The sequence below is a fragment of the Rhodobacter maris genome (assembly GCF_900217815.1).
Classification (GTDB): Bacteria; Pseudomonadota; Alphaproteobacteria; order Rhodobacterales; family Rhodobacteraceae; genus Rhodobacter; species Rhodobacter maris.
The window spans coordinates 72,951-99,675 of record NZ_OBMT01000004.1 but is presented as its reverse complement, the minus strand read 5'-3'; the positions used below and the strand labels follow the sequence as shown (position 1 = coordinate 99,675).

The 26,725-nt window shown below is 66.8% G+C and carries 21 protein-coding genes, 1 pseudogene and 1 riboswitch; of the genes and pseudogenes, 8 read left to right on the top strand and 14 right to left on the bottom strand.

The genetic code is table 11. The features are described from left to right. Positions 1-36: 36 nt before the first annotated feature. The 5 genes from CRO22_RS08235 to CRO22_RS08215 form a co-directional block, all read right to left on the bottom strand. A complete protein-coding gene (locus tag CRO22_RS08235) occupies positions 37-462 on the bottom strand; it encodes a bleomycin resistance protein (RefSeq protein ID WP_097069666.1) in 426 nt (141 codons plus the stop codon). A gap of 21 nt (positions 463-483) precedes the next feature. Then, a complete protein-coding gene (locus CRO22_RS08230) occupies positions 484-2,373 on the bottom strand; it encodes a cation:proton antiporter domain-containing protein (RefSeq protein WP_097069665.1) in 1,890 nt (629 codons plus the stop codon). Positions 2,374-2,523: 150 nt separating this feature from the next. Next, positions 2,524-5,754 carry a hypothetical protein gene (locus tag CRO22_RS08225; RefSeq protein ID WP_097069664.1) on the bottom strand — a complete coding sequence of 1,077 codons (3,231 nt, stop codon included), beginning with the start codon at positions 5,752-5,754 and terminating at the stop codon, positions 2,524-2,526. Positions 5,755-5,894: 140 nt separating this feature from the next. Continuing rightward, positions 5,895-7,178, bottom strand: coding sequence for an O-acetylhomoserine aminocarboxypropyltransferase/cysteine synthase family protein (locus tag CRO22_RS08220; protein WP_097069663.1), 1,284 nt, complete (start codon positions 7,176-7,178; stop codon positions 5,895-5,897). Positions 7,179-7,273: 95 nt separating this feature from the next. Next, the gene (locus tag CRO22_RS08215) at positions 7,274-8,269 is read right to left on the bottom strand and encodes a hypothetical protein (RefSeq protein ID WP_097069662.1); all 996 of its coding nucleotides are present in this window, start codon (positions 8,267-8,269) and stop codon (positions 7,274-7,276) included. Positions 8,270-8,350: 81 nt separating this feature from the next. Between CRO22_RS08215 and CRO22_RS08210 the strand changes: the two genes are divergently transcribed. After that, positions 8,351-8,764 carry a hypothetical protein gene (locus CRO22_RS08210; protein WP_245860920.1) on the top strand — a complete coding sequence of 138 codons (414 nt, stop codon included), beginning with the start codon at positions 8,351-8,353 and terminating at the stop codon, positions 8,762-8,764. Between the two features lie 203 nt (positions 8,765-8,967). Further along, complete coding sequence (locus CRO22_RS08205) at positions 8,968-9,534, top strand: DUF2087 domain-containing protein (protein WP_097069661.1); 567 nt, start codon at positions 8,968-8,970, stop codon at positions 9,532-9,534. A 15-nt stretch (positions 9,535-9,549) separates the two neighbouring features. Here CRO22_RS08205 and CRO22_RS08200 read toward each other — a convergent pair whose 3' ends face one another. Then, on the bottom strand, positions 9,550-9,903 hold the full coding sequence (locus CRO22_RS08200; RefSeq protein ID WP_097069660.1) for a metallopeptidase family protein: 354 nt from the start codon (positions 9,901-9,903) through the stop codon (positions 9,550-9,552). Between the two features lie 148 nt (positions 9,904-10,051). On the opposite strand from CRO22_RS08200, the gene gltX reads away from it, so the two are divergent. The 4 genes from gltX to gcvP all read left to right on the top strand — a co-directional run bounded on the left by gltX (position 10,052) and on the right by gcvP (position 16,147). Further along, complete coding sequence (gene gltX / locus CRO22_RS08195) at positions 10,052-11,380, top strand: glutamate--tRNA ligase (RefSeq protein WP_097069659.1); 1,329 nt, start codon at positions 10,052-10,054, stop codon at positions 11,378-11,380. Between the two features lie 218 nt (positions 11,381-11,598). Continuing rightward, positions 11,599-11,689, top strand: a riboswitch (glycine riboswitch). Between the two features lie 137 nt (positions 11,690-11,826). Beyond that, positions 11,827-12,936 (top strand): glycine cleavage system aminomethyltransferase GcvT, encoded by a 1,110-nt coding sequence (gene gcvT, locus CRO22_RS08190; RefSeq protein WP_097069658.1) that lies wholly within the window; start codon positions 11,827-11,829, stop codon positions 12,934-12,936. Between the two features lie 15 nt (positions 12,937-12,951). Further along, complete coding sequence (gene gcvH / locus CRO22_RS08185) at positions 12,952-13,308, top strand: glycine cleavage system protein GcvH (protein ID WP_097069770.1); 357 nt, start codon at positions 12,952-12,954, stop codon at positions 13,306-13,308. 4 nt (positions 13,309-13,312) lie between these two features. After that, positions 13,313-16,147 (top strand): aminomethyl-transferring glycine dehydrogenase, encoded by a 2,835-nt coding sequence (gene gcvP / locus CRO22_RS08180; protein WP_097069657.1) that lies wholly within the window; start codon positions 13,313-13,315, stop codon positions 16,145-16,147. Between the two features lie 43 nt (positions 16,148-16,190). On the opposite strand, the gene CRO22_RS08175 is transcribed toward gcvP, so the two are convergent. From CRO22_RS08175 to CRO22_RS08140, 8 genes and pseudogenes are all read right to left on the bottom strand, one after another. Then, positions 16,191-17,309: a beta-ketoacyl-ACP synthase III gene (locus CRO22_RS08175; protein ID WP_097069656.1), complete on the bottom strand. Its 1,119-nt coding sequence runs from the start codon at positions 17,307-17,309 to the stop codon at positions 16,191-16,193. A gap of 57 nt (positions 17,310-17,366) precedes the next feature. Continuing rightward, positions 17,367-18,308 carry a 2-hydroxyacid dehydrogenase gene (locus tag CRO22_RS08170; protein ID WP_097069655.1) on the bottom strand — a complete coding sequence of 314 codons (942 nt, stop codon included), beginning with the start codon at positions 18,306-18,308 and terminating at the stop codon, positions 17,367-17,369. Next, positions 18,308-18,649, bottom strand: coding sequence for a tRNA-binding protein (locus CRO22_RS08165; RefSeq protein WP_097069654.1), 342 nt, complete (start codon positions 18,647-18,649; stop codon positions 18,308-18,310). Before CRO22_RS08165 ends, CRO22_RS08170 begins: the two co-directional genes overlap by 1 nt. Next, positions 18,646-19,458 (bottom strand): pyrroline-5-carboxylate reductase, encoded by an 813-nt coding sequence (gene proC / locus CRO22_RS08160; RefSeq protein WP_097069653.1) that lies wholly within the window; start codon positions 19,456-19,458, stop codon positions 18,646-18,648. Before proC ends, CRO22_RS08165 begins: the two co-directional genes overlap by 4 nt. A 22-nt stretch (positions 19,459-19,480) precedes the next feature. Beyond that, positions 19,481-19,984: a type III secretion system chaperone family protein gene (locus tag CRO22_RS08155; protein WP_097069652.1), complete on the bottom strand. Its 504-nt coding sequence runs from the start codon at positions 19,982-19,984 to the stop codon at positions 19,481-19,483. A 335-nt stretch (positions 19,985-20,319) separates the two neighbouring features. Further along, entirely contained in the window at positions 20,320-21,486 is a 1,167-nt protein-coding gene (locus CRO22_RS08150; protein ID WP_097069651.1) for a nucleotide sugar dehydrogenase, read from the bottom strand. Continuing rightward, the gene (locus CRO22_RS08145; protein WP_097069650.1) at positions 21,483-22,928 is read right to left on the bottom strand and encodes a mannose-1-phosphate guanylyltransferase/mannose-6-phosphate isomerase; all 1,446 of its coding nucleotides are present in this window, start codon (positions 22,926-22,928) and stop codon (positions 21,483-21,485) included. The genes CRO22_RS08150 and CRO22_RS08145 overlap by 4 nt, the downstream gene beginning before the upstream one ends. A 46-nt stretch (positions 22,929-22,974) precedes the next feature. Then, positions 22,975-24,376, bottom strand: a pseudogene (locus CRO22_RS08140) (phosphomannomutase). A gap of 229 nt (positions 24,377-24,605) precedes the next feature. Here CRO22_RS08140 and fabI point away from each other — a divergent pair. Together fabI and CRO22_RS08130 are read left to right on the top strand one after the other, a co-directional pair. Continuing rightward, positions 24,606-25,370 (top strand): enoyl-ACP reductase FabI, encoded by a 765-nt coding sequence (gene fabI / locus CRO22_RS08135; RefSeq protein WP_097069649.1) that lies wholly within the window; start codon positions 24,606-24,608, stop codon positions 25,368-25,370. 117 nt (positions 25,371-25,487) lie between these two features. Then, positions 25,488-26,693 carry an acetate/propionate family kinase gene (locus CRO22_RS08130; protein ID WP_097069648.1) on the top strand — a complete coding sequence of 402 codons (1,206 nt, stop codon included), beginning with the start codon at positions 25,488-25,490 and terminating at the stop codon, positions 26,691-26,693. Positions 26,694-26,725: the final 32 nt, after the last annotated feature.

Sequence of the window (26,725 nt, the reverse complement as noted above, 5' to 3'; positions counted from 1 at the left end):
CCAATCTTCACGGGCCCGGAAAGCCGGGCGAAGACATCAGCCGGGAAGCGGGCGCCTGCCCAGATCCTCGAAGAAACGCAGCAGATACCCATCGGGATCGGCGACGAGGAACTGCCGGTTCCCGCTCTCCTCGGTCCCGGCGCGATACCATTTCTCCTCGACGGGGAGAAAAAGCGCGATGTCGCGCGCCGCCAGAGCCTCCAGAAGCGGCAAAAGGGCGGGGACGCGGATTTGCAGGTTCATGCCCCGCCCGAACGGATAGGCCTCAGGCAAATGCCCGCCGTCGAAGCTGCGGCCAAGGCCGATCTGGTCGAGCATCAGCTCGGCCGCGCCGAGGCGCAAGTAGCAAAACCCCTCTTCGGGGCGCTCATAGACGCAGCAAAACCCGAGCAGATCGCAATAGAAGGCCTTTGATCGGCGCCAGTCCGATACCGCGAGTTCAGGCACGAGGGTGTTGCTCATCGAGTTCTCCTGCGCCGCGCCTCAGCCTTCCTTGAGCACATCGGCATCCTGCGGCGCCTTGCCGTCCGCACCGCGGCGCGCGGCGAGCTGTGCGGTCATCTGTGCTTCGAATTCCGCATTGAGCGCCTTCAGCCGCGCCACATAGGCGGCGTTCTTCTCGGCGGCGATGCCCGGTTGCCAAACTTCGGCCAGATCGCGTACCGAGGCGCGGTCGAGCTTCCAGAAGGTGCGCTCCAGCTCATGCGCCTCATAGGCGCTCAGCCCCACATTCTCAAGCACGTAGCGCCCCGCCCGGCAGGAACTGTCGAACATCTCCCGCACGATGTCATTCGCGCCGGCTGCATAAAGGTCGTAGACATGGTAGCGGTCGCGGGCGCGGGCGATGATATGCAGATCCGGCCGTTCCTTGCGGGCGTAGCGCACAAGCGCGGTTGCCGCCTGCTTATCGTCGAGCGCGACCACGAGCACCCGCGCCTTCGAAAGCCCCGCGGCCGCCAGCAGTTGCGGCCGGGTCGGATCGCCGAAATAGGCCTTGTAGCCGAAGGTGCGCATGCGTTGCACCGTGGGCAGATCGGCATCGATCACGGTTGTCGCATAGCCCGACATCGTCACCATCCGGCTCACCACCTGACCAAAGCGCCCCGCCCCCGCGATCAGGATCGGCCGTTGTTCGTCGACCGTGTCGGGGTCGGGGCGGCCGTCGGCCTCGACGCGCGGGGCAAGCCGTTCGTGCAGCAAAAACAGCACCGGCGAAAGCAGCATGCTCAGCGCGATCACGAGAAGTACTTTTTCCGCCACCGCGGGGGGCAGGATCCGCTGCGCCGTGGCGAAGGAAACGAGCACCAGCGAGAATTCCCCGGCCTGTGCGAGGCCGAAGGCAAAAAGCCAGCGGTCCGAGCCGCGCAAGCCGAAGAGACGCCCGAGCCCGTAGAGGATCGCGGCCTTCAGCATCACCAGCGCGAGCACCAGCGTCATGATCTTGAGCGGGCCCGCGAGGAAGACGCGAAAGTCGATCCCCGCGCCCACGGCAATGAAGAAGAGCCCCATCAGGAGCCCCTTGAAGGGTTCCACGCTCGCTTCAAGCTCATGCTTGAAGGCGCTGTCGGCGAGCACGAGCCCCGCGAGGAAGGTGCCGAGCGCGGGCGAGAGGCCGACGAGGTTCATCAGCGAGGCGATGCCGACGACGATCATCAGCGCCACCGCCGTGTTCACTTCGCGCAGCTTCGAGCCCTGCACGAAGCGAAACAGCGGCTGCACCAGAAAATGCCCGGCCGCGACCACTGCGAGCACCGCGCCCAGCGTCACGAGGGTGAGCCCCCAGGCGGGCAACGCGTCGAGCCATTGCGCTGCCATGCCATGCCCGGCGGCGCTGTCGGCGCGGGCGAGCTCGCGCGCGCCCGGCAGCGCCAGCAAAGGCAGAAGCGCGAGCAGCGGGATCACCGCAATATCCTGCATCAGCAGCACTGCAAAAGCGGACCGCCCGCCCGCGGTCTGCAACAATCGCTTCTCGTTCAGGGTCTGCATCACGATCGCGGTCGAAGAGAGCGCGAGGATCGCGCCGAGTGCCACCGCGGCGCGCGGCGGCTGACCCACCGCCATCGTCACCCCGGCCACCGCAAGCGCCGTGAGCAGAAATTGCAGCCCGCCGAGGCCCAGGAGCTTGTCGCGCATCGACCAGAGCGCGCGCGGGTTCATCTCGAGCCCGATCAGGAACAGCATCATCACCACGCCGAATTCGGCGAAATGCTGCAGGTCGTGGGCCTGATCGGCGACAAGGCCGAAGATCGGGCCAATCACCACCCCCGCCAGCAGATAGCCCAGCACAGAGCCGAGCCCGAGCCGTGTGGCGATCGGAACCGCGACCACCATGGCAACAAGATAAAGTGTCGCCTGAAGCAGAAAACCTTCCATCGAAACTCACGGAGCGGGTTGAGGTCTGCGCGGCGGGGCCGGGCAGACCGGAGACAGTGAAAGCAGGGGATGGTGCGAGCCTAAAGCAAAGCCGCCCCCAGACAAGCCGAAATGGGGTGCGTTTGCGCACGGTTGCGAGATCTTTGGGTCTCAGCCGCCGCGCACGAGCTTGAGGGTGATCGGCCGGCTGCCCTTCTGATAGGTCATCTGCGTTTCGCCGATCGCCGTCACCTTGCCGCCGTCGAGCCGGTCGCCCACGGCAACGCGGTAAAACCGCCCGTTCGGCAGGCGCACCAGCGCGCGGCGGTTGTTGGGGGTGCCAAAGAGGCCGATCAGTGTCACCTCGCCAAGGTCGATCGCGTTTTTCTGCGTCGCCTGACGCGCGACCGAGGCCGTGGTCGGCAATTTCGGCGCCGCAGCGGCGGGTTCGGGCTCAGAGCTCTCTTCCGAGCTGGTGAAGACGGTCGGTTCCGGCGCGGGGGAGGGGGCGGCGCGGCGCGGCGCGGGAGCGGGCGTTGGCGCGGGGGCGGCGGCCGCGATGGCGACAGCAGGGGCGGGAGCGGGGGGCGGGATAGCGGCCGGCGCGGCGGGAGGCGGTTCGGCCGCGATCGCGGCGGCCAGCGCGCTTTCGACCGCGGCGGAGAAATCGCGCGGCCGGGCGAGCGGACGGCGCGAGACGGCAACGGCCTGCGCCGAGGCATTTGGGAAGCTCGCCGGTGCCGCTTCGGCGGTCTCGACCGCGGGCGCCGTCACCGGGGCGGCTGCCGCGGCACGCTCCACCGATTGCGGTCGCGGTTTGGGCTGGGTTTTTGTCACGATCGCGGCCTGCGCGGTCGAGAGCCGCGGGCTCGGCCCGGTTGGCATCAGCGCGCCTTCACGGTCCAAGTAGCTGGCCGGAGGCAGCGGTCGGGAGGGGGCCGCTTCGGGGGGAGCCGTGGCGGGGGCCTCCGCCGCGGCTTTCGCCGCAGCCTCTACCTTGGCCGGGCGCGCTTTCGGGTGGTAGCGTTTGAGCGCCGGGTCAGCATAGGGCGCTTCGGCGGCGATGCGCGCGGCTTCGGCGGCGCGGCTGATCCGGGCATCGGGGCGCGGCCGCGGCACCCGCGGCGGCTTGCCGGCGTAGAGCGTGAAGCCGCCGGGCGCCGCCACCCCTTCGCGCGTCGGCACGAGCTCGTCCGCGACGGCGGGCGCTATCGCCGGTGTCGTCTCGGGGACCGTTTCCGCGGGCGGCGCTTCGGGGAGGTCTGCCGCGGTGGCCGCGGGCGAGGAAAACGCGGCGGTCGCGGTTGTGCCGAGCGGGGCGAGAGGCGCAAGCCCCGGCACGACGATCGGCGCGGCTTCCGTTGCAACCGGTGAGGGCGCGAGATCGCCTGCCGTTTCTCCGGGCAGCACATCGGGTGTTTTGGCCCCTGCCTCGGTCTGGGGGGGGAGGGGCGTTTCGGGGGCGGCGTCGCTGTGCGCCACGATCCCCGGCACGGCCACAGGCTCCGCGGGTCCGGCTTGCGGCGTTTCTGACGGGGCGGGCGCCGTTCCCGGGGCTGAAGCCGCTTCTTCTGGCGCGACTTCGGGGGCCGGTGGCGCGGGCACCTGCATGGCCGTGCTGCCCGGCGCCTCCTGCTGCGGGGCGCGGGCCAGTTCCGTCGGCTCATCGCCCAGAAAACCGGCCCAGAGCCCGACGATAGCCAGGAATATCGCAAGCGCGGCGCCCAGCATCAGCCCCAGATGTTTCGGCTTGCCGCCGACCTCAGGCGCCTTGCGTGCGCCAAAGACGGTGCGTTCCGGGTCGATGGTCTCCGGGCTGGCGCTTGGTGTGATTTCCACCCGCGGCCGCATCTCGCGCGCCACGGCGAGCGCCTTGCCCGCGCTGCTGCCCAGGGCCGCAGTGCTTTGCGCGGCGCGGCGCAGCCCCGCCCCGGCCATCTTCCCCGCAACCTGCCGCAACGACTCGCCGCCGCTGTGCTCCTCTTCCCAGGGCAGGGTGAGGCTCGGCGCGGTGACATCGGCTTTTGCGGGAGCTTTCGCGGGGGGGCGGTCGGGTTTCGGCGCGGCCGCTTTCGCTGCAGCAGCCGTCGGGGCGGTCGGGGAGGCGGTCTCCGTGGCCCGGGCCGCCGGAATGGGGGTGACGGAGGTGATGGCGGGCGCGCTGCGCGCGGGGGGCGCCGGGCGCGATGCGGGCGGTTGCGGCGCCGGGCCAAGCTCAGGCAGGCCGGGTTTGATCAGCGCCGTCTTGGGCGGGCTGCGCGGCACGCGCGGCGCGCCGGGCTGGCGCGGCGGTTTTGCCGCGACGGGCGCCGCGCGCGGGGCCTCGATTGGGGCGGTCGTCGCTGGCGCCGGTGCGGGGTCTGCCGCGTCTGTTGCGGGGTCTGCAGGGGCGGGCTCTGTGGGGGCGGGCTCCGCGGCGCTTGCCTGCGCGGGCGCTGGTTCAGCAGGCGCAGATGCGACAGGATCAGGCCCGGCGGGTGCTGCCTCTTCCGGCGCCGTCTGCGGGGCCGTCTGCGGGGATGCGGCCGCATTCCCGTCGGGGGGGAGGGGGAGCGGCTCCGGCTCCGGGGCATCCGTCGCGGCGGCCTCGGCCTCAGCCTCGGTTTCGGCCGGTTCCGGCGCCTCGAGTTTGACCTCCGGGGCGGCAGGGGCGGTTTCGGCCGATGTCACTTCAGGCGCGGGCGCAGCTTCGAGCGCTTCCGCGGGCACAGGCTCGGGCATCGGCTCGGGCTCGGGGGGCTCTGCCGGCTCTGCCGGCGCATCGGGCTGGGCCACCGAGGGGGCCACAGGGGGGGCGTCGCGCGGTTCTTCCCGCGCCTCGGCGGGCCCTGCGTCGGAGGCCGCTATCTCGGTCAGCGCGGAGAGCGGCAACGGATCCTGATCGCGCTCGATCCGCGCCCCGTCGGGCAGATGCACGGGCGCGGCGGCGCTCGGCCCGAACCAGGGCTCCCCGGCGAACTGCCCGGGCTCGGGCACCGCCACGAAAGAGACCGGCGCAAAGCCGCGATCTTCGGCAAAAGCTTCGGCTTCCTCGAGCGTCTCGCGCGCCACCACGGCCACCTGCACCGTCTCGCCATGGCCCGACCAGTCGAACACCAGATCATCGACCGCATAGGGGGTGCGCCCCTCAAGCGCGGCGGCAATCTGGCCGCGGCGTGCCGCCGCCTGCGGCCCGGGGGCGGCGATCTCGGCATAAAGCACCTGCGAGGCGGGAATCACCAGTTTCGAAGTGACGGGCACCGCTCCGGCGCGGGCCTTGGCGGCCCGGCGCAGGGCGCTCAGCCGGTCGTTGAAGTCGGGCGCATCGAGCGCGACCGCGCCCAGAAGTTCCCAGCCACCCTTCGCGCGGAAGAACAGGCTGATTCCGTCATGCGAGAGATTGAGGGCAAAATTCGGTTTCATGCGCGGGCCTTACCACATCACGGGCGGAGAGCGAAATCGGCGGCGGGTCGGGCTCCCTAAGTAAAGCAGAAAACCGCGCATGAAAAGCCGCCCACCGAGACGTGAACCGGTCCCGGGGGGCGGCAAGACAGGGTGCCGCCTCAGGCGGTGGCGGCCGTCAGCGCCTGATCGAGATCGGCGATCAGGTCGGCTGCATTCTCGATGCCGATCGAAAGGCGCACCACATTGGGGCCGGCACCCGCCTTGATCTGCTGCTCTTCGGTGAGCTGGCTATGCGTGGTCGAGGCCGAATGGATGATCAGCGAACGCGCATCGCCAAGGTTCGCCACATGGGAGAAGAGCTTGAGATTGTTGACAAGCTTCACGCAGGCATCATAGCCGCCCTTGACCGCGACGGTGAAGAGCGCGCCGCTGCCCTTCGGGTAGAGGCGCGCCGCGCGCTTCGCCCAGGGCGAGGAGGCGAGCCCGCCATAGGTGACAAAGTCGATCCGCGGATCGGCTTCGAGCCACTCCGCCACGGCCTTGGCATTGGCGACGTGTTTTTCCATCCGCAGGCTCAGCGTCTCGATCCCCATCAGCGTGTAATGCGCGCCTTGCGGGTTCATCGTCATGCCAAGATCGCGCAGGCCCACGGCGATCGAATGGAAGGTGAAGGCCATCGGCCCCAGCGCCTTGTGGAACGCAAGGCCGTGGTAGGCGGGCTCGGGCTCCGAAAGGCTCGGGAACTTGCCGGAGGCAGACCAGTCGAACTTGCCCGAATCGATCACCGCGCCGCCCGTCACCGTGCCATTGCCGGTGAGATATTTGGTCGCCGAATGCACCACGAGCGTTGCGCCATGCTCGATCGGGCGGCACAGGTAAGGCGAGGCGAGGGTGTTGTCGACAATGAGCGGCAGGCCGACCTTGTTCGCGACCGCGGCGACCGCAGGCAGGTCGGTCAGATAGCCCGCCGGGTTGGAGATCGATTCGCAGAAGATCGCGCGGGTGTCCTCATTCACCGCCGCCTCGATGGCTGCGGGATCGTCAAAGTCGACGAAAGTGCACGACCAGCCGAAGCGCTTGATGGTCTGGCTGAACTGGGTGATCGTACCGCCGTAAAGCCGGGTCGAGGCGACGATGTTCAGCCCCGGGCCCATCAGCGGGAAAAGCGCCATGATCTGCGCCGCATGGCCCGAGGAGCAGCACACCGCCCCCGCGCCGCCCTCAAGGGCGGCGATGCGGGCGGCGAGCGCCGAGACGGTCGGGTTCGTCAGCCGCGAATAGATATAGCCCACTTCCTGCAGGCCGAAGAGGCGCGCCGCATGGGCCGCGTCTTTGAACACATAGGCCGTGGTCTGGTAGATCGGCACCTGACGTGCACCGGTGGCGGGGTCGGGTTCGGCCCCGGCGTGGATTTGCAGCGTGTCGAAGGAATAGTCGCTCATCGGGGTCTCCCTGATTGATCGGCGCGACCTTAGCGGGGCCAAAATGGTGCCGCAAACATATTCACTTCGGGAAATCCGAACCGGAACGGGGCGGCTCAGCGCAGCCAGAGCCCCTCCCGGCGGATCGCATTGCGCAGCACCTGCTCACGCCGAGGGAGCGCATTGCGGTCAAATTTTGCACGCAATTTTTGCCCCTTGCCTTGATAGATCAGCTTTTTCGCAGGCTCGTGGAGGCGCAGCACCTTTTTGATCGGTTGCGGGCTCACCGCCGCCTCGAGCGCAGCCACCACCGCATCACTTTCGCGCGCGTAAAGCAGCGGCAGGGCGCGGTAATGGCAACTCACATCGCCGTCGAGCCCGGCCAGCTCCGGCCCCGGACGCCCGCCGCCGAAGGAATGGATCACCAGCGGCAGCGCCACCTGATCGAGCCAGGGATCGAGCGACTGGCAGGCGAGTTCATCGGGCGTGTCCCAGCGGATCGCATGGGCATAATGCAGGAACCGCTCGCCAAAGCACGGCCCATCTGCGCCAAAGAACCAGCCCGCGTTGAAGTAAAGGTAGCGGCGCCAGTATTCATCGGGCTGCGAGCGGTCGAGCGAGCTTTCGAAATCGAGGCCGAACTTGTCGTAAAGGCTCTTCCAGATCTCGGTATAGCCGACCTTGTAAAGCGGCGGTTCGGGCCAGGTGCCCTCGCGGCGCATCGAGGCGGAGGGGCGGGCGAAATCGAAGCCCACCGAGGAGAGCGGGCCGCAAAACACCGTATCGGTATCGAAGAACACGAAGGGGCCGGGGGGCAGCGCTGCCATCGCCTCGATCTTGTTGCCATGCGGGTAGCTCTCGCCGAAATGGCGGTTCTCGAAGGGCAGGATCTCGACGCCATTGTCTTTCAGGAACTTGCGCACCGGGTCCGAGATCGCCACCGGGGTGGACCAGCGCGCGCCTTTGGGCTCCATCGCGAGGAGCCGACCGGCGAAATCGGGGTTCGCGGCGCGAAAAGTTGCGACAAAGATCACCGCCTCGAATTCGAGCCGTCCCGCCTGCACGACAAAGAAGACATTCGGGAATGGACCGGTGCCTGATTTCGTTGTCATGATGATCGGGCTGCGCCTTATGCTCTTTGCTCGGAGATATGCAGTTTCGGCGCGGGGCGGAAGTCCCGCAAGGGGGGAATGATGCGATATACGCTTGGAATGGCAACGGTCGGGCTCGCTTTGCTTGCGGGGGCGGCCGGAGCGGAACAATTCACCACAGCCGCGGAAGTGCGCCCGATCTTGCAGGCCACCAAGGCGCAATGGCTGGCCTTGCGCGAATACGAGGGGCAAGATCTCCTTTATTTCACGCAAGTGCTGAGCTGGCGCTGCGGGCTCTCGCAGGTGTTTTACGGGCTCAATGGCGCCGCGCCGGAGATGCCCTTTTTCCTCGAAACCTGCCACGAGGGCACCGCCGCGCCGAATGCGATCGAGACCGATGCGATTTATGTCGCGCAGCCAGCAGGTTCGGTGCAGTCGATCCGGGTGAGACTGATTTATGACGACGGCACGGAAGATGAGGCGAGCTTCGCGCGGGGACAGATCCTGATGCCCTGAGGCCCGCACGCCGGGCCGGGCGCAGCTGTCTTGTGACGGCGGGCGTTTTGTGCTAGCCCTGCGTCACGGTCGGCAGTTCACCGAGGCGTCGCTGTCCCGCGAGGGAAGCTAAACCTGCTCCTCTTCTCGACAGACCCGGCTTGCCCGGGGCCTTGTCGCAAGCCAGCGACCAGCGATTTCGTGCAGGCCCCCGAGGAACGATCATGCCGAGACAGTCCGTCCCGCTTCCCATTGCGGATCTTTCGCAGTTTTCCCGCGCGCTTGGCGCGCAACTGGCCACCCGGCCCGACGGGGCGCCTTCGCATTTGACGCTGATGAACATGCTTGCGCGCGCGGCGGGGTTTCGCAACTTTCAGCATCTGCGGGCGGGGGCGCCTTGCGCGCCGTCACCACCGCCTGCATCCGCGCCGCAGAGCCCACCCGAACCGGTCGATCTGCGCCGCATCGCCAAGGTGGCGGGCTATTTTGACGCTGAGGGGCGGCTCATGCGCTGGCCGTCACGGCGGGCGCAGCAGATCCTGTGTCTTTGGGGGCTTTGGGCCCGGTTGCCCGCCGCCACGCGCATGAGCGAGCGCGAGATCAGTGACCGGCTAAAAGCGCTGCACGATTTTGGCGATCATGCGATCTTGCGGCGCGAGTTGGTCGGACTTGGCCTCTTTCGCCGCGACGCGAATGGCGCGAACTACCTGCGTCTGGAACAGAGCCCGCCTGCCGAGCCTTTGTGCCTGATCCGGGAGCTTGCGCCCCGGAGCCGGGCGGGGCGCGCGTAAGGCACCGCTACGGCCCTATTCCCACCAGCGGTCGATGCTGGCGATATCGCCATCCGACCAGCCGAAGTGATGCGCCATCTCATGCACGAAGACATGGGCGACGAGCGCATCAAGGTTCACATCGCCGCGCGCCGCCCATTCATCGAGGATCGGGCGGCGGAAGAGCCAGATCACATCGGGGCCGCTCGGGTCGGAGACGGATTTTTCCGTCATCGGCACGCCCTCGTAAAGGCCGGTCAGCTCGAACGGATCCTCGATCCCCATCTCGTCGAGGAGCGCATCGGGGGCAAAATCCTCCACCCGCAGCACCACCGCGCCCGCGGCCGGGCGGAACGCCTCGGGCAGGTCAGCGCGCGCCGCCTCGGCCATTGCCTCGATGTCTTCGAGGCTTGGCGCCTCGCGGCCTGTCCACTGCTCCACCTCACGGCTCCCTTACCAATGCGCAGCCCCGCCGCGCCCTTCCCGATATGGACAAAACGGCCCGCCTGTGAAAGAGGAACTGCAACAGGAGACCGCCATGACCGTTGTGACCCGCTTCGCCCCCTCGCCGACCGGCTATATCCACGTTGGCAACCTGCGCACCGCGCTGATGAACTATCTCGTCGCCCGCAAGGCTGGCGGCACCTTCATCTTGCGCATCGACGACACTGATCTTGAGCGCTCGAAGCAGGAATATGTGGATGCGCTGAAAGCGGATCTCGAATGGCTCGGCCTCACCTGGGATCGGGAGGAGCGCCAGTCGGCCCGGTTCGACCGCTATGAGGCCGCGGCCGAGAGCCTGCGCGGCATGGGGCGGCTTTACGAATGTTTCGAGAGCCCGACCGAGCTTGATCTGAAGCGCAAGAAGCTTCTAAACATGCACAAGCCCCCGGTCTATGACCGCGCGGCGCTGAAACTCACCGAGGATGACAAGGCGAAGTTCCGCGACGAGGGCCGCGAGGGCTATTGGCGCTTTCTGCTCGATCTCACCCGGATCGAGTGGAAAGACGGCATCATCGGAGACATATCAATCGACGCGGCCTCGGTTTCCGACCCGGTCCTGATCAAGGCGGGCGGGCAGGTGCTTTACACCTTCGCCTCTTCGGTCGACGATTTGCAGATGGGCGTGACCCATATCGTGCGCGGCGCCGACCATGTGACGAATACCGCGACCCAGATCCAGATCATCGAGGCTTTGGGCGGCAAGGCGCCCGCCTTTGCCCACCATTCGCTTTTGACCGGGGCGAAGGGCGAGGAGCTTTCCAAGCGGCTCGGCGCGCTCTCCATCCGCGATCTGCGCGCCAGTGGCATCGCCCCCGAGGCGCTGTTGTCGATGATGGCGCGGCTTGGCTCGAGCCAGCCGGTCGAGCTGAAGATGAGCCTTGAGGAAATCGCCGAAGGGTTTGATCTGAGCCAGTTCGGCGCGGCGCCGACGAAATTCGACCCCGAGGACCTGATCCCGCTGACGCGTGCACGCAACCAGCATCTGCCCTATGCGGCAGTGGCCGACGAGATCCGCGCCCTTGGCATTGCGGAGGGGATGGCGGAGCAGTTCTGGGCCGTCGCCTCGAAGAATATCGACAAGCTTTCGGACCTCAAGCATTGGGCCGAGCTGGTGCTCGAAGGCGCCGAGCCGGTGATCGCGCCCGAGGATGCCGAGTTTATCGCCGCCGCGATGGCGCTTCTGCCCGAACCGCCCTTTGCCGCCACCACCTGGAGCGAATGGACGGCGCAGGTGAAAGAGGCGACCGGGCGCAAGGGCAAGGGGCTTTTCATGCCGCTGCGGCTCGCGCTCACCGGGCAGGCGCATGGGCCTGAAATGGCGGATCTCATGCCGCTTTTGCAAAAGGTCCGCGCGAAGGGCTGAGGCCGCGCGCCGGGGGTTTCACACCCCCGGACCCCCGTGGGATATTTGGAGCAAGATGAACAGGGTCGGGCTCCGGCCCTGTTTGCTTTTGCGGTGTCGGTTTTGCGAGATTGGCGCGGTTTTTGCATTTGCGACCTGATCCGTGTCGGTTTTGGCCGCAAAGCGTCGGATTTGCTTTTCCCCCTTGCCAGAGTGTCGCGGCCTCGGCTATGCGGGAGAGGTCAGGATCGGGAGACACTGGCCGCAAGGTCAGGGCCGAAGGAGCAACCGCCCCGGTAAACTCTCAGGCAAAAGGACCGACCCGGCAAGAACTCTGGAGAGAGGCCTCCTAGAGAGGCCCGCCGAAGGGATAACGATCTCAGGCGCCTGAACAGGCAAGGACAGGGGGGGCATCGAGCGGGCGCAAGCCCAGGGATTCGGTGCCGGGGAACCGGCTGGAGGGTGACATGGCCGGGGATACGGGGCTGAAGCGCACGGCGCTTCACGATCTGCATGTGAAACTTGGAGCCAAGATGGTTCCCTTCGCGGGCTGGAGCATGCCTGTGAGCTACCCGATGGGGGTGCTGAAGGAGCATCTGCACACCCGCGCCGCTGCCGGGCTTTTCGATGTCGGGCATATGGGGCAGGTGATGCTGCCCGCGGGGGCCGTGGCCGCGCTCGAGGCGCTGGTGCCGGTCGATATTGCCGGGCTCGAGCTCAACCGGCAGCGCTATGCGATGTTCACCAATGACGCGGGCGGCATCCTCGATGACCTGATGGTGTCGAACCGTGGCGATCATCTCTTTCTCGTGGTCAACGCCGCCTGTGCCGAGGCCGATATTGCACATCTGAACGCGCATGTGCCGGGCGTCACCGTTGTCACCGGTCGCGGCCTTCTGGCGCTGCAAGGCCCGGCGGCGGAGGCCGCGCTCCAACGGCTTCTTCCCGGCGTGGCGGCGATGCGCTTCATGGATGTGGCGACCTTCCTGTGGCAGGGGGAAGATATCTGGGTCTCCCGCTCGGGCTATACCGGCGAGGACGGGTTCGAGATTTCCGTGCCCGATGCGGTGATCGCAGCCTTTGCCGAGGCCCTTCTTGCGATGGAAGAGGTTGCACCCATCGGCCTTGGCGCGCGCGACAGCCTGCGCCTTGAGGCCGGGTTGCCGCTTTATGGCCATGACATCGACACCACCACCTCGCCCGTCGCGGCGGGGCTCGCCTGGGCGATCCAGAAGGCGCGTCGTGCGGGCGGCGCGCGGGCGGGGGGCTTCCCCGGTGCCGAGCGGATTTTGCGCGAGCTTGCTGAGGGCCCCGCCAGCAAGCGCGTGGGGCTGCGCCCCGAAGGCCGCGCGCCGATGCGCGAAGGCGTTGAGATTTATGCCGAAGCGGAGGGCGGAAGCCCGATCGGCACCATCACCTCGGGCGGCTTTGGCCCCTCGATCGAGGCGCCGATGGCGATGGCCTACCTGCCCGCGACCCTCGCCGAGGGCGCCACTGTTTATGGCGAGATCCGCGGCAAACGCCTGCCCGCGCGCATCACGGCCCTGCCTTTCCATCCCACACGCTACAAACGCTGAGGAGCGACCATGACGATCCGTTTCACCGAAGACCATGAATGGCTGCGCCCCGAGGGCGATCTTTTGGTTGTCGGCATCACCGAACACGCCTCCGAGCAACTCGGCGACGTGGTCTATGTCGAGTTGCCCGAAGCGGGGCGCACGGTCGCGCCGGGCGAGGAGATCTGCGTGATCGAGTCGGTCAAGGCCGCTTCGGACATCCTCGCGCCGCTCGCAGGCGAGATCGTCGAGGTGAACGAGGCGCTGCCCGATACCCCCGGCGCGGTGAACGACGATCCGATGTCGGCGTGGTTCTTCAAGATCCGCCCGGCCGATGCGAGTGCCGTCAATGGCTTTATGGACGAAGCCGCCTACAAAGCTTTTATCGGGTAAGATCATGGCCTTCACCCCCACCCGTTACGATACTTACGATTTTGCCAACCGCCGCCATATCGGGCCGAGCCCGGCCGAGATGGAGGAGATGCTCAAGGTGGTGGGGGTGCCCTCGCTCGAGGCGCTGATCGACGAGACGGTGCCGCAGGCGATCCGGCAATCGACGCCGCTTTCCTGGGCGCCGATGACGGAACATGCGCTCCTCGACAAGCTGCGCGAAGTGCAGAAGAAGAACCAGGTGATGACCTCGCTGATCGGGCAGGGCTATTACGGCACCGCGACGCCGCCGGTCATTCAGCGCAACATCCTTGAAAACCCGGCCTGGTATACCGCCTACACGCCCTACCAGCCGGAAATCGCGCAAGGGCGGCTCGAGGCGCTCTTGAACTATCAGACCATGGTGGCGGATCTGACCGGCCTGCCGGTGGCGAATGCGAGCCTGCTTGACGAATCCACCGCCGCCGCCGAGGCGATGATGATGGCGCATCGCGCCTCGAAATCGAAGGCGCAGGCGTTTTTTGTCGATCTCAACCTGCATCCGCAGACGGTCGACGTGCTGGAGACCCGCGCCGCGCCGTTTGGCATCACCATCGTCAAGGGCCAGCCCGACGAGATGCTGCCCGATCAGGTGTTTGGCGCGATCTTCCAATATCCGGGCACCTATGGCCATGTGCGCGATTTCACCGATTACATCGCCATGCTGCATGCCGCCGGCGGCATAGCGGTGATGGCAACGGACCTTCTGGCGCTCTGCCTTCTGAAGGAGCCGGGCGCGATGGGGGCCGATATTGCCGTGGGCTCGGCGCAGCGCTTTGGCGTGCCGATGGGCTATGGTGGCCCGCATGCCGCCTTCATGGCGTGCCGCGATGCGCTCAAGCGCACGATGCCGGGGCGGATCGTCGGCGTGTCGATCGACGCGCGCGGCAACAAGGCTTACCGGCTCGCGCTGCAAACCCGCGAGCAGCATATCCGCCGCGAGAAGGCCACCTCGAACGTGTGCACCGCGCAGGCGCTGCTGGCGGTGATGGCGAGCTTTTATGCGGTGTTCCACGGGCCCATGGGGCTGCGCGCCATTGCCGAGCGGGTGCATTTCAACGCGGTGCGGCTGCATGATGCGCTGGTCGCTGCGGGCGCCGATGTGGCGCCGCAGGCCTATTTTGACACGATCACCGTGCGCGTGGGCGTGGGGCAGATGGGCATCATGGCGGCGGCGCGGCAAAACGGGCTCAACTTCCGCAAGGTGGGCGAGGGGCGCGTTGGCATCTCGGTGGACGAACTCACCGATGACGATGTGATCGCGCGGGTGCTTGCGGCCTTTGGCATCTCCGATCCGCCGCCCGCGGGCACGCATCTGGGCTTCCCCGAGGAGATGCTGCGCGAAACGGACTATCTGACCCATCCGGTCTTTCACATGAACCGCGCCGAGAGCGAGATGATGCGCTACATGCGCCGCCTCTCGGACCGCGATCTCGCGCTTGACCGGGCGATGATCCCGCTTGGCTCCTGCACGATGAAGCTCAACGCCGCCGCCGAGATGGCGCCGCTCACCTGGCACCGCTTCAACTCGCTCCACCCGTTCGTGCCTGCCGATCAGGCCGGGGGCTATGCCGAGATGATCGAGGATCTGACGGCGAAGCTGTGCGAGATCACTGGTTACGATGCTTTTTCGATGCAGCCGAACTCGGGCGCGCAGGGCGAATATGCCGGGCTGATGACGATTGCCGCCTATCACCGCTCGCGCGGCGATACGCAGCGCGATGTCTGCCTGATCCCGATGTCGGCGCATGGCACTAACCCGGCCTCGGCAGCGATGGCGGGGATGAAGGTCGTGGTGGTGAAATCCGCCCCCAACGGCGACGTGGATATCGAAGATTTTGCCGCCAAGGCGGCCGCTGCGGGCGACACGCTCGCCGCCTGCATGATCACCTATCCCTCGACGCATGGGGTGTTTGAGGAAACGGTGAAGACGATCTGCCAGATCACGCATGAGCATGGCGGGCAGGTCTATCTTGACGGCGCGAACATGAACGCGCTTGTGGGGCTTGTGCGGCCGGGGGAATGCGGCTCGGATGTGAGCCACCTCAACCTGCACAAGACCTTTGCCATTCCTCATGGCGGTGGCGGGCCGGGCATGGGGCCGATTGGCGTGAAGGCGCATCTGGCCCCCTTCCTGCCGGGGCATTCGGAAACCGATGGCAAGCCCGGTGCGGTCTCTGCCGCCCCCTATGGCTCGGCCTCGGTGCTCTTGATCTCCTGGGCCTATTGCCTGATGATGGGGGGCGCGGGGCTTGCGCAGGCGACCCGCGTGGCGATCTTGAACGCCAACTATATCGCGGCGCGGCTGCGTGCCTCCTATCCGATCCTCTTCATGGGGAACCGGGGCCGGGTGGCGCATGAGTGCATTCTTGACACGCGGCCCTTTGCAGATGTGGGCGTGACCGTGGACGATATTGCCAAGCGGCTGATCGACAATGGTTTCCACGCGCCAACGATGAGCTGGCCGGTGGCGGGAACGCTGATGGTGGAGCCGACCGAAAGCGAGACCAAGGCGGAGCTGGACCGTTTCATCGCCGCGCTTGAGGCGATCCGCGCGGAGGTGCGCGACGTGGCCGAGGGCCGGATCTCGGCGGAAGACAGCCCGCTGCGCCACGCCCCCCACACGGTCGAAGACCTTGTTGCGGAGTGGGATCGCCCCTATTCGCGCGAGCAGGGCTGCTTCCCGCCCGGCGCCTTCCGGGTCGACAAATACTGGCCGCCGGTGGGCCGGGTCGACAACGCTTATGGCGACCGCAACCTTGTGTGCACCTGCCCGCCGCTGGAGGCCTGGGCGGCGGAATAAGGCTATTTGCTGGCCGGGGGGCGGGCCCCCTCGGCCAGTGCCCTCAATATTTCTCGACGATCACCGAGCCGACCGAATAGCCCGCGCCGAAGGAGCAAATGAGCCCCATCTCGCCGGGCGCAAAATCCTCCGAGAACCGATCAAAGGCGATGATCGAGCCCGCCGAGGAGGTATTGGCGAATTCCTGCAAGATATTGGGTTGCTCGCCCGGCTCCGGGTCGCGCCCGAGCACCTTGCGGCCAATGAAATCGTTCATCGTCTTGTTGGCCTGATGCAGCCAGAGCCGCTTGAGCCGGTTTGCCGCCACGCCGGTGTCGTCCAGATGATGCTGGATATGCGCACAGACAAGCGGCAGCACTTCCTTGAAGACCTTGCGGCCCTCCTGCATGAACTGCATGTCGCGCCGGTCTGCCATCCCGTCGGGCCGGGTGCGGCGCAAAAAGCCGTTGTTGTTGCGGATGTGGTTGGAAAACTCGGTGCCGCAGCGGCTGGAGCGGATCACAAAACCGCTTTGGGCATCGTCGACGCGCTCGATCAGCGTGGCGGTGGCCACGTCGCCAAAGATGAAATGGCAATCCCGGTCGCGCCATTCCAGATGGCCTGAGGTGATCTCCGGGTTCACCACCAGCGCGCGGCGCACAGAGCCCGCGCGGATCATGTCTGCCGCGGCCTGAATCCCGAAAGTGGCCGAGGAGCAGGCCACGTTCATGTCGAAGGCAAAGCCGCCCGCGCCCAGAAGCTGTTGAATCTCGATCGCCACCGCCGGATAGGCGCGCTCCATGTTGGAGGCGGCACAGATCACCAGATCGACCTCGGCGCCGGTCCGCCCGGCCTTGGTGAGCGCCTTTTCGCAGGCATCCACGGCCATTTCCGCCATGATCCCGGGTTCGTCATCCGAGCGCTGGCGCAGATGCGGATACATCCGGGCCGGGTCGAGCACGCCGGTGCGGTCCATCACATAGCGGCTCTCGATCCCGGAGGCCTTGTGGATGAACTCCGAGGAGGAATGGGGCACTTCGGCCAGCGCGCCCGCTGCGATTTCCGCCGCATGTTCGGCATTGAACCGATCCGCATAAGCGTTGAAGGCAACGACCAGTTCGTCGTTCGAAATCGTGTCCGGCGGCACAAAGACGCCGGTGGCGGTGATGGCAGGCTGATGCATGACGGTTCCTCCCGTTTGCCGGTCAAATTCCGCTGGCGGCGCGGGAAGGTCAAGCGCCTAGAGGGCGTTCGGAAGCGGCCTGCCGTCGCGGAAGGCGCGCAGGTTCTCCACCGCCATCATTCCCATCGCGTCGCGCACCTGCTCGGTTGCGGTGCCGAGATGGGGAAGCAGCGTGACGTTGTCGAGGGTGCGGAGGGGCGCGGGCACCTCGGGCTCGTTGGCATAGACATCGAGCCCGGCGCCACCGATGGTGCGCGCTTCAAGGGCTGCGATCAGCGCCGCCTCGTCGACCACATCGCCGCGCGCGATGTTGATCAGATGCGCATGGGGGCGCATCTGCGCCAGTTCCCCCGCACCGATGATGCCGCGCGTTTCCGCCGTGGCGGGCACGGCGAGCACAAGGAAATCGACCGTTTCGAGGAGCGCGGCCAAGGACAGGGGGCACGCCGGAAAGGGCAGATCCTTCGGGCTGCGGGAGGTGTAGAAGACCTCCATCCCGAAGCCGAAATGGGCGCGTTTTGCAATGGCTTGGCCAATCCGCCCCATGCCGAGCACTCCAAGGCGCTTGCCGCTGACATGCGCGCCAAGCATTTGTGTGGGCGCCCAGCCGGTCCATTGGCCTGCGCGCAGCATCCGCTCGCCCTCCGAGGCCCGGCGCGCCGACATCAAGACCAGCATCATCGCAATATCGGCGGTGGCATCAGTGACGGCGCCGGGGGTGTTGGTGACGGCCACCCCCGCCGCGCGGGCGGCGGCAAGATCGATATGGTTCACGCCGACGCCGAAATTTGCCAAAAGCTTGGCGCGGGGGCGGCCCGCAAAGGCCTCTGTGGGGAAACGGTCGCCAAGCGTGGGCAGGAGCGCATCATAATCAGCGAGTGCGGCTTGTGCCTCGCCCAACTGCATTGGCGCATCGATGGTGCGGAACTCGGCGTCGAATTCCCTGCGCAGGATTTCGGTGACGCGGGGCGTCTGGGCACGGGTGACGAGAAGCCGCATCAGAACATCCGCCCGCCGAGCGGCACCTCTTGCCCGGGGCCGATCAACACCACGGCGCCCGCGGCATCGGGCAGGCCAAGGACCAGCGCCTCGGACATGAAGGGGCCGATCTGGCGCGGCGGAAAGTTGACGACGCCAAGCACCTGACGGCCCAGCAGATCCTCGGGCGTATAATGCACGGTGATCTGGGCAGAGGATCTTTTCACGCCGATTTCCGGGCCAAAATCGACCTTGAGCTTGTAGGCGGGTTTGCGCGCCTCGGGGAAGGGGAGCACCTCGACGATCCGGCCAACACGGATATCGACCTTGGCAAAATCGTCATAGCTGATCGGATCGCTCATTTGCCAAGTTCCTTGCCGCGGGCCTCGGCGGCGGCGACGGTCCGGGTGATCAGATCGGTGAGCCCGCCCGGCTCAGCCATCAGCACGGCAAGCCCCGCGGCGGTCGTGCCGCCCGGCGAGGTGACGGCAAGGCGCAGTTGCGCCGGGCTCTCCTCGGCCACTTCGGCCAGCGCGCCCGCGCCGGCGACCGTGGCCTTGGCCAGCGTCATCGCCAGATCGGGGGCGAGGCCGACCGCTTCGCCCGCTGCCGCCATCGCCTCGATCATGTGGAAGACATAGCCCGGCCCCGAACCCGAGAGCGCGGTGACGGCATCCATCTGATGCTCGCCCTCAAGCCGCACCACCTGACCCACGGCAGAGAGCAGCGCCTCGGCTTCCGCAAGATGCGCTGCGGTGGCGACGGCGTTGCCGCAAATTGCGGTGATGCCGCGCCCGATCGCCGCGGGGGTGTTGGGCATCGCGCGCACGATAGGCGTGGTCGGCCCAAGGATCTTCTCATAGGTCGCGAGCGTCGTGCCCGCGGCGACGGTGACAAAGAGCGTGGCCCCGCCCCCCATCATCTGCAAGATCGGCAGGGCTTCCGCCATCATTTGCGGTTTCACGGCAATCAACACCACCGCGGGGGCCGCGGGAAGAGGGGTATTGAGCGCAACGCCCGTGCCCTTCAGCCAGTCCGAAGGATGAGGGTCCACCACATGCACGGCGGCAGGCGCGAGCCCCTCGCCCAGCCAGCCCGCAAGCAGCGCAGAGCCCATCTTGCCGCATCCCAGAAGCACGAGCCCGCGGCTCTCGATATCGCCAAAATCCATTGCAATCTCCTTCGCGGGGAGATTAGGCGCGCCCGTAGGCCTCGGCAATGGCGACTTTCATCGCCTGTTCCGGGCTCTCCTCGCCCCAGGTGGCAAGCTGCATCGCGGGGTAGAACCGCTCCGAAACCATCAGCGCGGCCCGGATCATCCGGTCGACCTGCTCGGGCCCGGCGATCTGGCAGCCCGAAAGCACGAGCCCGTAGCGCCAGACCATGAGCTTTTGTTCCGGCCACCAGGTGAAAGCGCCGGTCCAGCATTGGTCGTTGATGCGGTTCAAAAGCTCGTAAAGCGCGCCCAACCGCGCTGCGGGCGGATCAAGCTCGAAGGTGGAGATCAGCCGCAGCGTCTCGTCCTGTTCGGACCAGTCGAGGGTGAGCGCATAGGAACGCCACTGGCCCTCGACAGACATCGCGATCTGGTCATGCGCGATACGGTCGAACTCCCAGTCATGCGCCTCGGCGAGGGTCTCCACCACATCGATCGGATGGGTATCGGAGCCGTCGAGATAGTCTTCGCTCAGTGCCATGTCATTCCCACCTGCCTGCGCACCTCAGGAAGTTATCCCCAAGAGCTTGGTTTCCTCACTATGAGCGGCAGTTTGAGCTTGCCGTTCTACCATATATCGTGGGGCCAACGGGCGTGGCTGTAAAGCAGATTGTCGTGGATAACTGGGGCGGACGGGTCTTTCCGACGATGTTCTGCGATCCGCCGACGGCGCGGGACTTGTGCCCCGGCACCGCCGGTGGAGACCTGCCGCAAACGCGGCCAAGGCGAGGTTTGCCCAGAAGGCACCTCTCGGCATGCGGGGGATTTGCACGCTTTGTCGTCCCGCCGCGTCCTTCTTCTCAGGGCCTATGCTTTTCAGTCTGCCCCGAAAAGATCGCGGGTGAAGACTTTTTCGGCGACATCGGCGAGTTCGGCGGCATGGCGGTTTGCCACGATCACATCCGCTTCGGCCTTGAAGGCCGCAAGATCGCGTACCACGCGCGAACCGAAGAATCGTTCTTCCGCGAGCGCCGGCTCATAGACGATCACCTCGATCCCCTTGGCCTTCACCCGCTTCATGATGCCTTGAATCGAGCTTTGGCGGAAGTTGTCCGAACCCGCCTTCATCACCAGCCGGTAGACGCCCACGATTTTCGGGCGGCGCATGATGATCTGGTCGGAGAGAAAATCCTTGCGCGTACGGTTCGCATCGACAATCGCGGCGATCAGGTTCTGCGGCACCTGATCGTAGTTTGCCAGAAGCTGCTTGGTGTCCTTGGGCAGGCAATAGCCGCCATAGCCGAAAGAGGGGTTGTTGTAATGCGCGCCGATCCGCGGGTCGAGCCCAACGCCCTCGATGATCTGGCGGCTGTCCATGCCGCGGGCCAGCGCGTAGCTGTCGAGTTCGTTGAAAAAGGCAACCCGCATCGCCAAATAGGTATTGGCGAACAGCTTGATTGCCTCGGCTTCGGAAGGATCGGTGAAAAGGACCGGAACCTCTTTCTCGAGCGCGCCTTGAAGCAAGAGGTCGGCAAAACGGCGCGCGCGCTCGGAGCGCTCGCCGACGACGATCCGCGAGGGGTGGAGGTTGTCGTAAAGCGCGCGCCCCTCGCGCAGGAATTCGGGGCTGAAGATCACCTGCCCGGTGCCGAGATCGGCCCGCAGGCTCTCGACATAGCCCACCGGGATCGTCGATTTGATCACCACCGTCGCGGTGGCGTTGAGGGCGATCACCTGCCGCACCACCGCCTCGACGCTCGATGTGTCGAAGGTGTTGGTGGCGGTGTCATAGTTCGTCGGCGTGGCGACGATCACGAACTCCGCCCCCGAAATCGCCGCCTGCGCCTCCGTCGTGGCACTCAGGTCAAGACCGCCCGCGGCAAGTGCCGCCTCGATCTCGGTATCCTGGATCGGGCTTTGCGCGGCATTGACCGCCGCAACGCGCGCCGCCGAAATATCGACCGCCATCACCTGATTGTGGCGGGCCAGCAGAACGGCCATGGAAAGCCCGACATAGCCGAGCCCGAAAACGGCAATCTTCATCCTTTTGCTCCCTGACCGCGGGCATAGACATCGTCGTAACGGATGATGTCATCCTCGCCCAGATAGGAGCCGGTCTGCACCTCGATCAGCACCATCGGCACCTTGCCGGGGTTTTCCATCCGGTGGATGGCCCCGAGCGGTACATAGACGGATTGGTTTTCCGTCACCAGTTGCACCGTCTCATCGACCGTGACCTTGGCCGTGCCCTGCACAACGATCCAGTGTTCGGAGCGATGGTGGTGGCTTTGCAGGCTGAGCGCGGCGCCCGGATGCACGACGATGCGTTTGACCTGGAAACGGTCGGCGAGCGCCAGCGTCTCGAACCAGCCCCAGGGGCGGTGGTCTTTCGGAAATTGCACGGCCTGCGGCGCCTTGCGGGCCTTGAGCGCCTCCACGGCCTTTTTCACATCCTGCGCGCGCGACATGTCGGCCACCAGCACCGCGTCATTCGTGGCCACGGCGATGATGTTGTCGAGCCCGATGCCGACGAGTTCGAGCCCCTCGCTCTCGGAGCGCAGCAGGCTGGCGGTGCAGTCGATCGCCGTTGCCGCGCCGGAAGTGACCGTTCCCGTCGCATCCTCGGGGCCGGCGGCGCGCACCGCATCCCAGCCGCCGAGGTCGGACCAGGCGCCTGAAAAGGGCACGGCGGAGAGGTTTGCGGCGCGCTCCATCACCGCGTAATCGAGCGAGATCTCGGGGGCGAGGCCCCAGGGCTCGGGGGCGAGGCGCAAAAAGCCCAGATCCGTCTGCGCGCCCGCGAGGGCTGCGCGCACCGGGGCCAGCACCTCGGGCGCATGGGCCTCGAACGCGGCGATCATGTCGGCGGCGCGGAACAGGAAAATACCCGCGTTCCAGAGAAAGCTTCCGGCGGCGACCATCTCTTCGGCGCGCGCCAGATCGGGCTTTTCGACAAAGCGCGTGAGTGCCACCGGCGCTTCGCTCGCCTCGGGGGCATGCGCCAGCTCCAGATAGCCGTAGCCGGTTTCGGGTCGGGTGGGGGTAATGCCGAAGGTGACGATCTGCCCCTGATCCACCGCGGCCAGCCCGCGCTGGACGGCGGCCTGAAATGCCGCGGCATCGGGGATCGCATGATCGGAGGGGGCGACGAGCAGCACGGCCTCTGCATCGATGGCATGCAGATGCAGTGCGGCGGCCAGCACCGCGGGCGCGGTGTTGCGCCCCTCGGGTTCGATCAGGATCGCGCCCGGGTCGATGCCGACCGCCGCGAGTTGCTCGGTGACGATGAAGCGGAAGTCTGAATTGGTCAGCACCACGGGCGCGGCATAGCCCGCCCCGGTGAGGCGCCTGGCAGAGGCCTGAAACAGGGTCTCCTCCCCCAGCAGCGGCACGAATTGCTTGGGATAGCTCTTGCGGGAGAGCGGCCACAGGCGGGTGCCGGAGCCACCGCAGAGGATTGTGGGGTAAATCAAGCGCACCTCCATGCGAATCTATGTTCAAAAAATGCCAGCCGCTGCAAGGCGGCAAGCCCTAGCATGGCGCGAGCGCCTGAGCCACCATCGTCAGCGCCCGGCCGAGCAATTCCTGTGCCGCCGCAGGGGTTTCCGCCTCGACATAAACCCGGAACTCGGGGGCATTGCCCGATGGGCGCAAATGCAAGACGCGCGTTCGCCCAAGCGTGATGCGCAGCCCGTCGGTGTTGTCGAGCGCGCATTCCTCCCCCAGCGGTGCAAGGAATTCGGCCCGCGCCTGTGCATTCTCGCGCAAGGACGCAAGAAAAGCGGCGCTCGCCTCGGTCGGCATCTCGGTAAGCCGGTCGGCAGCGGTGAAGCGGGCCGGAAGCGCCGCCACCGCCTGCGCGAGGCTCTGCCCCGCGGCGCGCGCCGCAACGAGCGGCGCCACGATCGGCAGCACCGCGTCGCGCGTCATCAGCGCGGGCAAGGGGCCCGCGGGCGCCTTGGCCTCGAAGCCGAGCAGAAAGCCGCCATTCGCCTCGAACCCCACCACTTTCGCGGAAGGATCGGCGGCAAGTGCGGCCTCCATCGCCGCGATCACGAAGGGCGAGCCGATCTTTGTCAGATGCAGCGCCCGGAAGGCTGGGATCTCGGCGACCATCGAGTTGGAGGAAACCGGGGTGCAGATCACCTCGGCCCCAAGCGCGCGCGCTGAGCACGCCGAGCACATCCCCCGGCACAACCAGACCCGTCGCATCGGTCAAGAGCGGCCGGTCGGCATCGCCATCGGTCGAGAGCACGGCATCGAGCCCCTGCGTCGCGCACCAGTCCTTGAGATCGGCGCGGGTTTCGGGCGCGACCGCCTCGGTATCGACGGGAATGAAGGTCTCGGAGCGGGCAAGCCGCACCACCTCGGCGCCAAGGGCGGTCAGCAGCTCCGCCAAGAGGTCGCGCGCCACCGAGGAATGCTCATAAAGCCCGAGCCGCAGCCCCGCGAGCGCATCGGCGCCAAAGGCCGCACCATAGCGCGCCACATATTCCGCCCCGGCATCGGGGGCTGTGGCAAGCGGGCCCTCCGCGCCGCTGGACGCGCCCGAGGTGGACAGAGCCGCCAAAATCGCCGCCTCGTCCGCCTTGGAAATCTCGCCGGTCGGCAGGTAGAATTTGAGCCCGTTGCGGTCTGCCGGAATATGGCTGCCTGTCACCATCACCGCGCCCGCACCCGCCCGCATCGCGGCGAGCGCCAGCGCCGGGGTCGGCAGCGCGCCGCAATCGGTCACGGCCAGTCCGCAGGCGCGGCCCGCAGCCATGACATCGGCGGCGATGCGGGGCGAGGAGGGGCGCAGATCGCGCCCGACAAAGAGGCCGGTGCCGGTCGGACAGGCGGCGACAAAGGCCGCCACATGCGCCGCGACCAGCTCCGGGGTGAGCTCCACCACGAGGCCGCGCAGGCCGCTCGTTCCGAATTTCGGCGCCATTTCCCGTTCCCTGTGCTGGGGTCGTTGCGTCGTTCTTAAGTTTTCGGGCGCGCGGTGTCGATAGTCGGCTGCGTCGGCAGATCGCGCAGAGTTGTGCTGCGCGCGCATTGCCGCGGCGCAGAATCATTTCTGTCATCGCCGCGATATGTTCCCTTCATACGGCGGGGGCAGGTTGCGGGCGCAGGCCGGTCCGGGCGCCCCGCGTGCCAGGCAAAGAGAAGGTTCGAGGATGTTTTCACTGGAAGGGCAGAAAGCGTTGGTGGTGGGCATCGCCAATGCGCAGTCGATCGCCTGGGGCATCGCCCGGGCACTGAAGGCCCAGGGCGCCGAGATCGCGGTGACCTGGCTCAACGAGAAGGCCGAACCGCATGTGCGCCCGCTGGCCGAAGCGATCGGGGCCGAGATCATGGCTCCGCTCGATGTCTCGCAGCCGGGCCAGCTTGAGGCGGTGTTCGCCGGGATCGAGGGCCGCTGGGGCCGTCTTGACACGCTGGTGCATTCGATCGCCTATGCGCCGAAAGACGACCTGCACGGCCGCGTCGTTGATTGCTCGGCCGAAGGTTTCGCCCGTGCGATGGACACGTCAGTCCATTCCTTCCTGCGCATGATCCGCCTTGCCGAGCCGTTGATGACGGAGGGGGGCACCTGCCTTTCGGTCTCGTTCTTCGGGTCGTCGCGCGTGGTGCGCCATTACAATCTGATGGGGCCGGTGAAAGCCGCGCTTGAGAGCACGGTGCGCTATGCCGCCGCCGAACTTGGCGAAAAGGGCATCCGCGTGCATGCGCTCTCGCCCGGGCCGCTTGCCACCCGTGCCGCGAGCGGGATCGACCATTTCGACGAGATGATGGCCGAGGCGGCCGCGCGCGCGCCCACCCATCATCTTGCCACGATCGAGGATATCGGCGCGATGGCGGCTTTCCTTGCCGCGCCCGAGGCGCGCAACATGACCGGTGGCATCCACGAAATCGACGGCGGCTATTCGATCACCGCATGACTGAAAGCCGGTCTCAGGCTTGCGCCGAACGCGCAATTCCCGCACCTTCGGCGCATCTTATCCGGTGAGGCTGCGCTCCGGCCGCACCGAACACGCAGCAGCGGAAAGGCAAGGGCGATGACCGAAACGATACAGGCAGACAGCCGCGCCTTTCTGGCGCTCAACGCCGGGTCTTCCTCGCTGAAAGTGGCGCTTTTCGGCGCCACGGGTGACCGCGCGCTCGTCACCGGGCAGGCCGAGCGGATCGGCCCCGAGGGCGTGATCAAGCTCAAGGATGCCGACGGGCGGGCGCTGCCGGTCGTCTCGGGCGATATTTCGAACCATGACGCAGCGCTTGCGGCGATCATCGCCACGGTGCGCGCGGCCTTCCCCGGGCTCAAGCTTGCCGCGGTGGGGCACCGGGTGGTGCATGGGGGCGTGAACTTCACCGCGCCGGTCGAGGTGACCGAAGCTGTGCTGGCCGAACTGACCGAGCTTTCGCCCTTCGCACCGCTTCACCAGCCGCACAATATTGCAGGCATCCGCGCCGCGATGGAGGCCTTTCCGGGCGTGCCGCAGGTGGCGTGCTTCGACACCGCCTTCCACCGCGGCCAGCCTTTCGTGAACGACACGTTCGCGCTGCCGCACCGCTATTACGAGCAGGGCGTGCGCCGCTATGGATTCCACGGGCTGAGCTATGATTATGTGACCGGCGAAGTGGCCCGGATCGCGCCGCATCTGATGGCGGGGCGCGTGGTGGTGGCACATCTGGGCAATGGCGCCTCCACCTGCGCGATCATGCGGGGCCGCTCGGTCGCCTCCTCGATGGGGTTCTCGGTGCTTGACGGGCTGCCGATGGGCACGCGCTGCGGTCAGGTTGACCCCGGCGTGATCCTTTACATGCTCGAACGCGAGGGGCTTTCGACCGCCGAGATCCGCGACATTCTTTACAACAAGAGCGGGCTTCTGGGCCTTTCGGGCGGGCTTTCGAACGACATGCGCACGCTTGAAGAAGCCGACAGCCCCGAGAGCCACCGCGCCATCGACTATTTCGTGTTCCGCGTGCAGCGCGAACTCGGTGCCATGGCGGCGGTGATGGGCGGGATCGACGCGCTCGTGTTCTGCGGCGGCATCGGCGAGAACTCCCGCGTGGTGCGGCGGCGCATCTGCGAACGGCTCGGCTGGATGGGGGTGGAGATCGACCACGGCCGCAATGCCGAAAGCGCGACCATCATCTCGTCGGAATTCGCCCGCACCGCGGTGATGATCGTGCCGACGCGTGAGGAACTGGTGATCGTGCGCGCGGCCCGCAAGGCGGTGGGGATCGCGACCGAAGCGGCCTGAGCCCGCCGCGCGTCGCCGCGACTTGCTGAAAG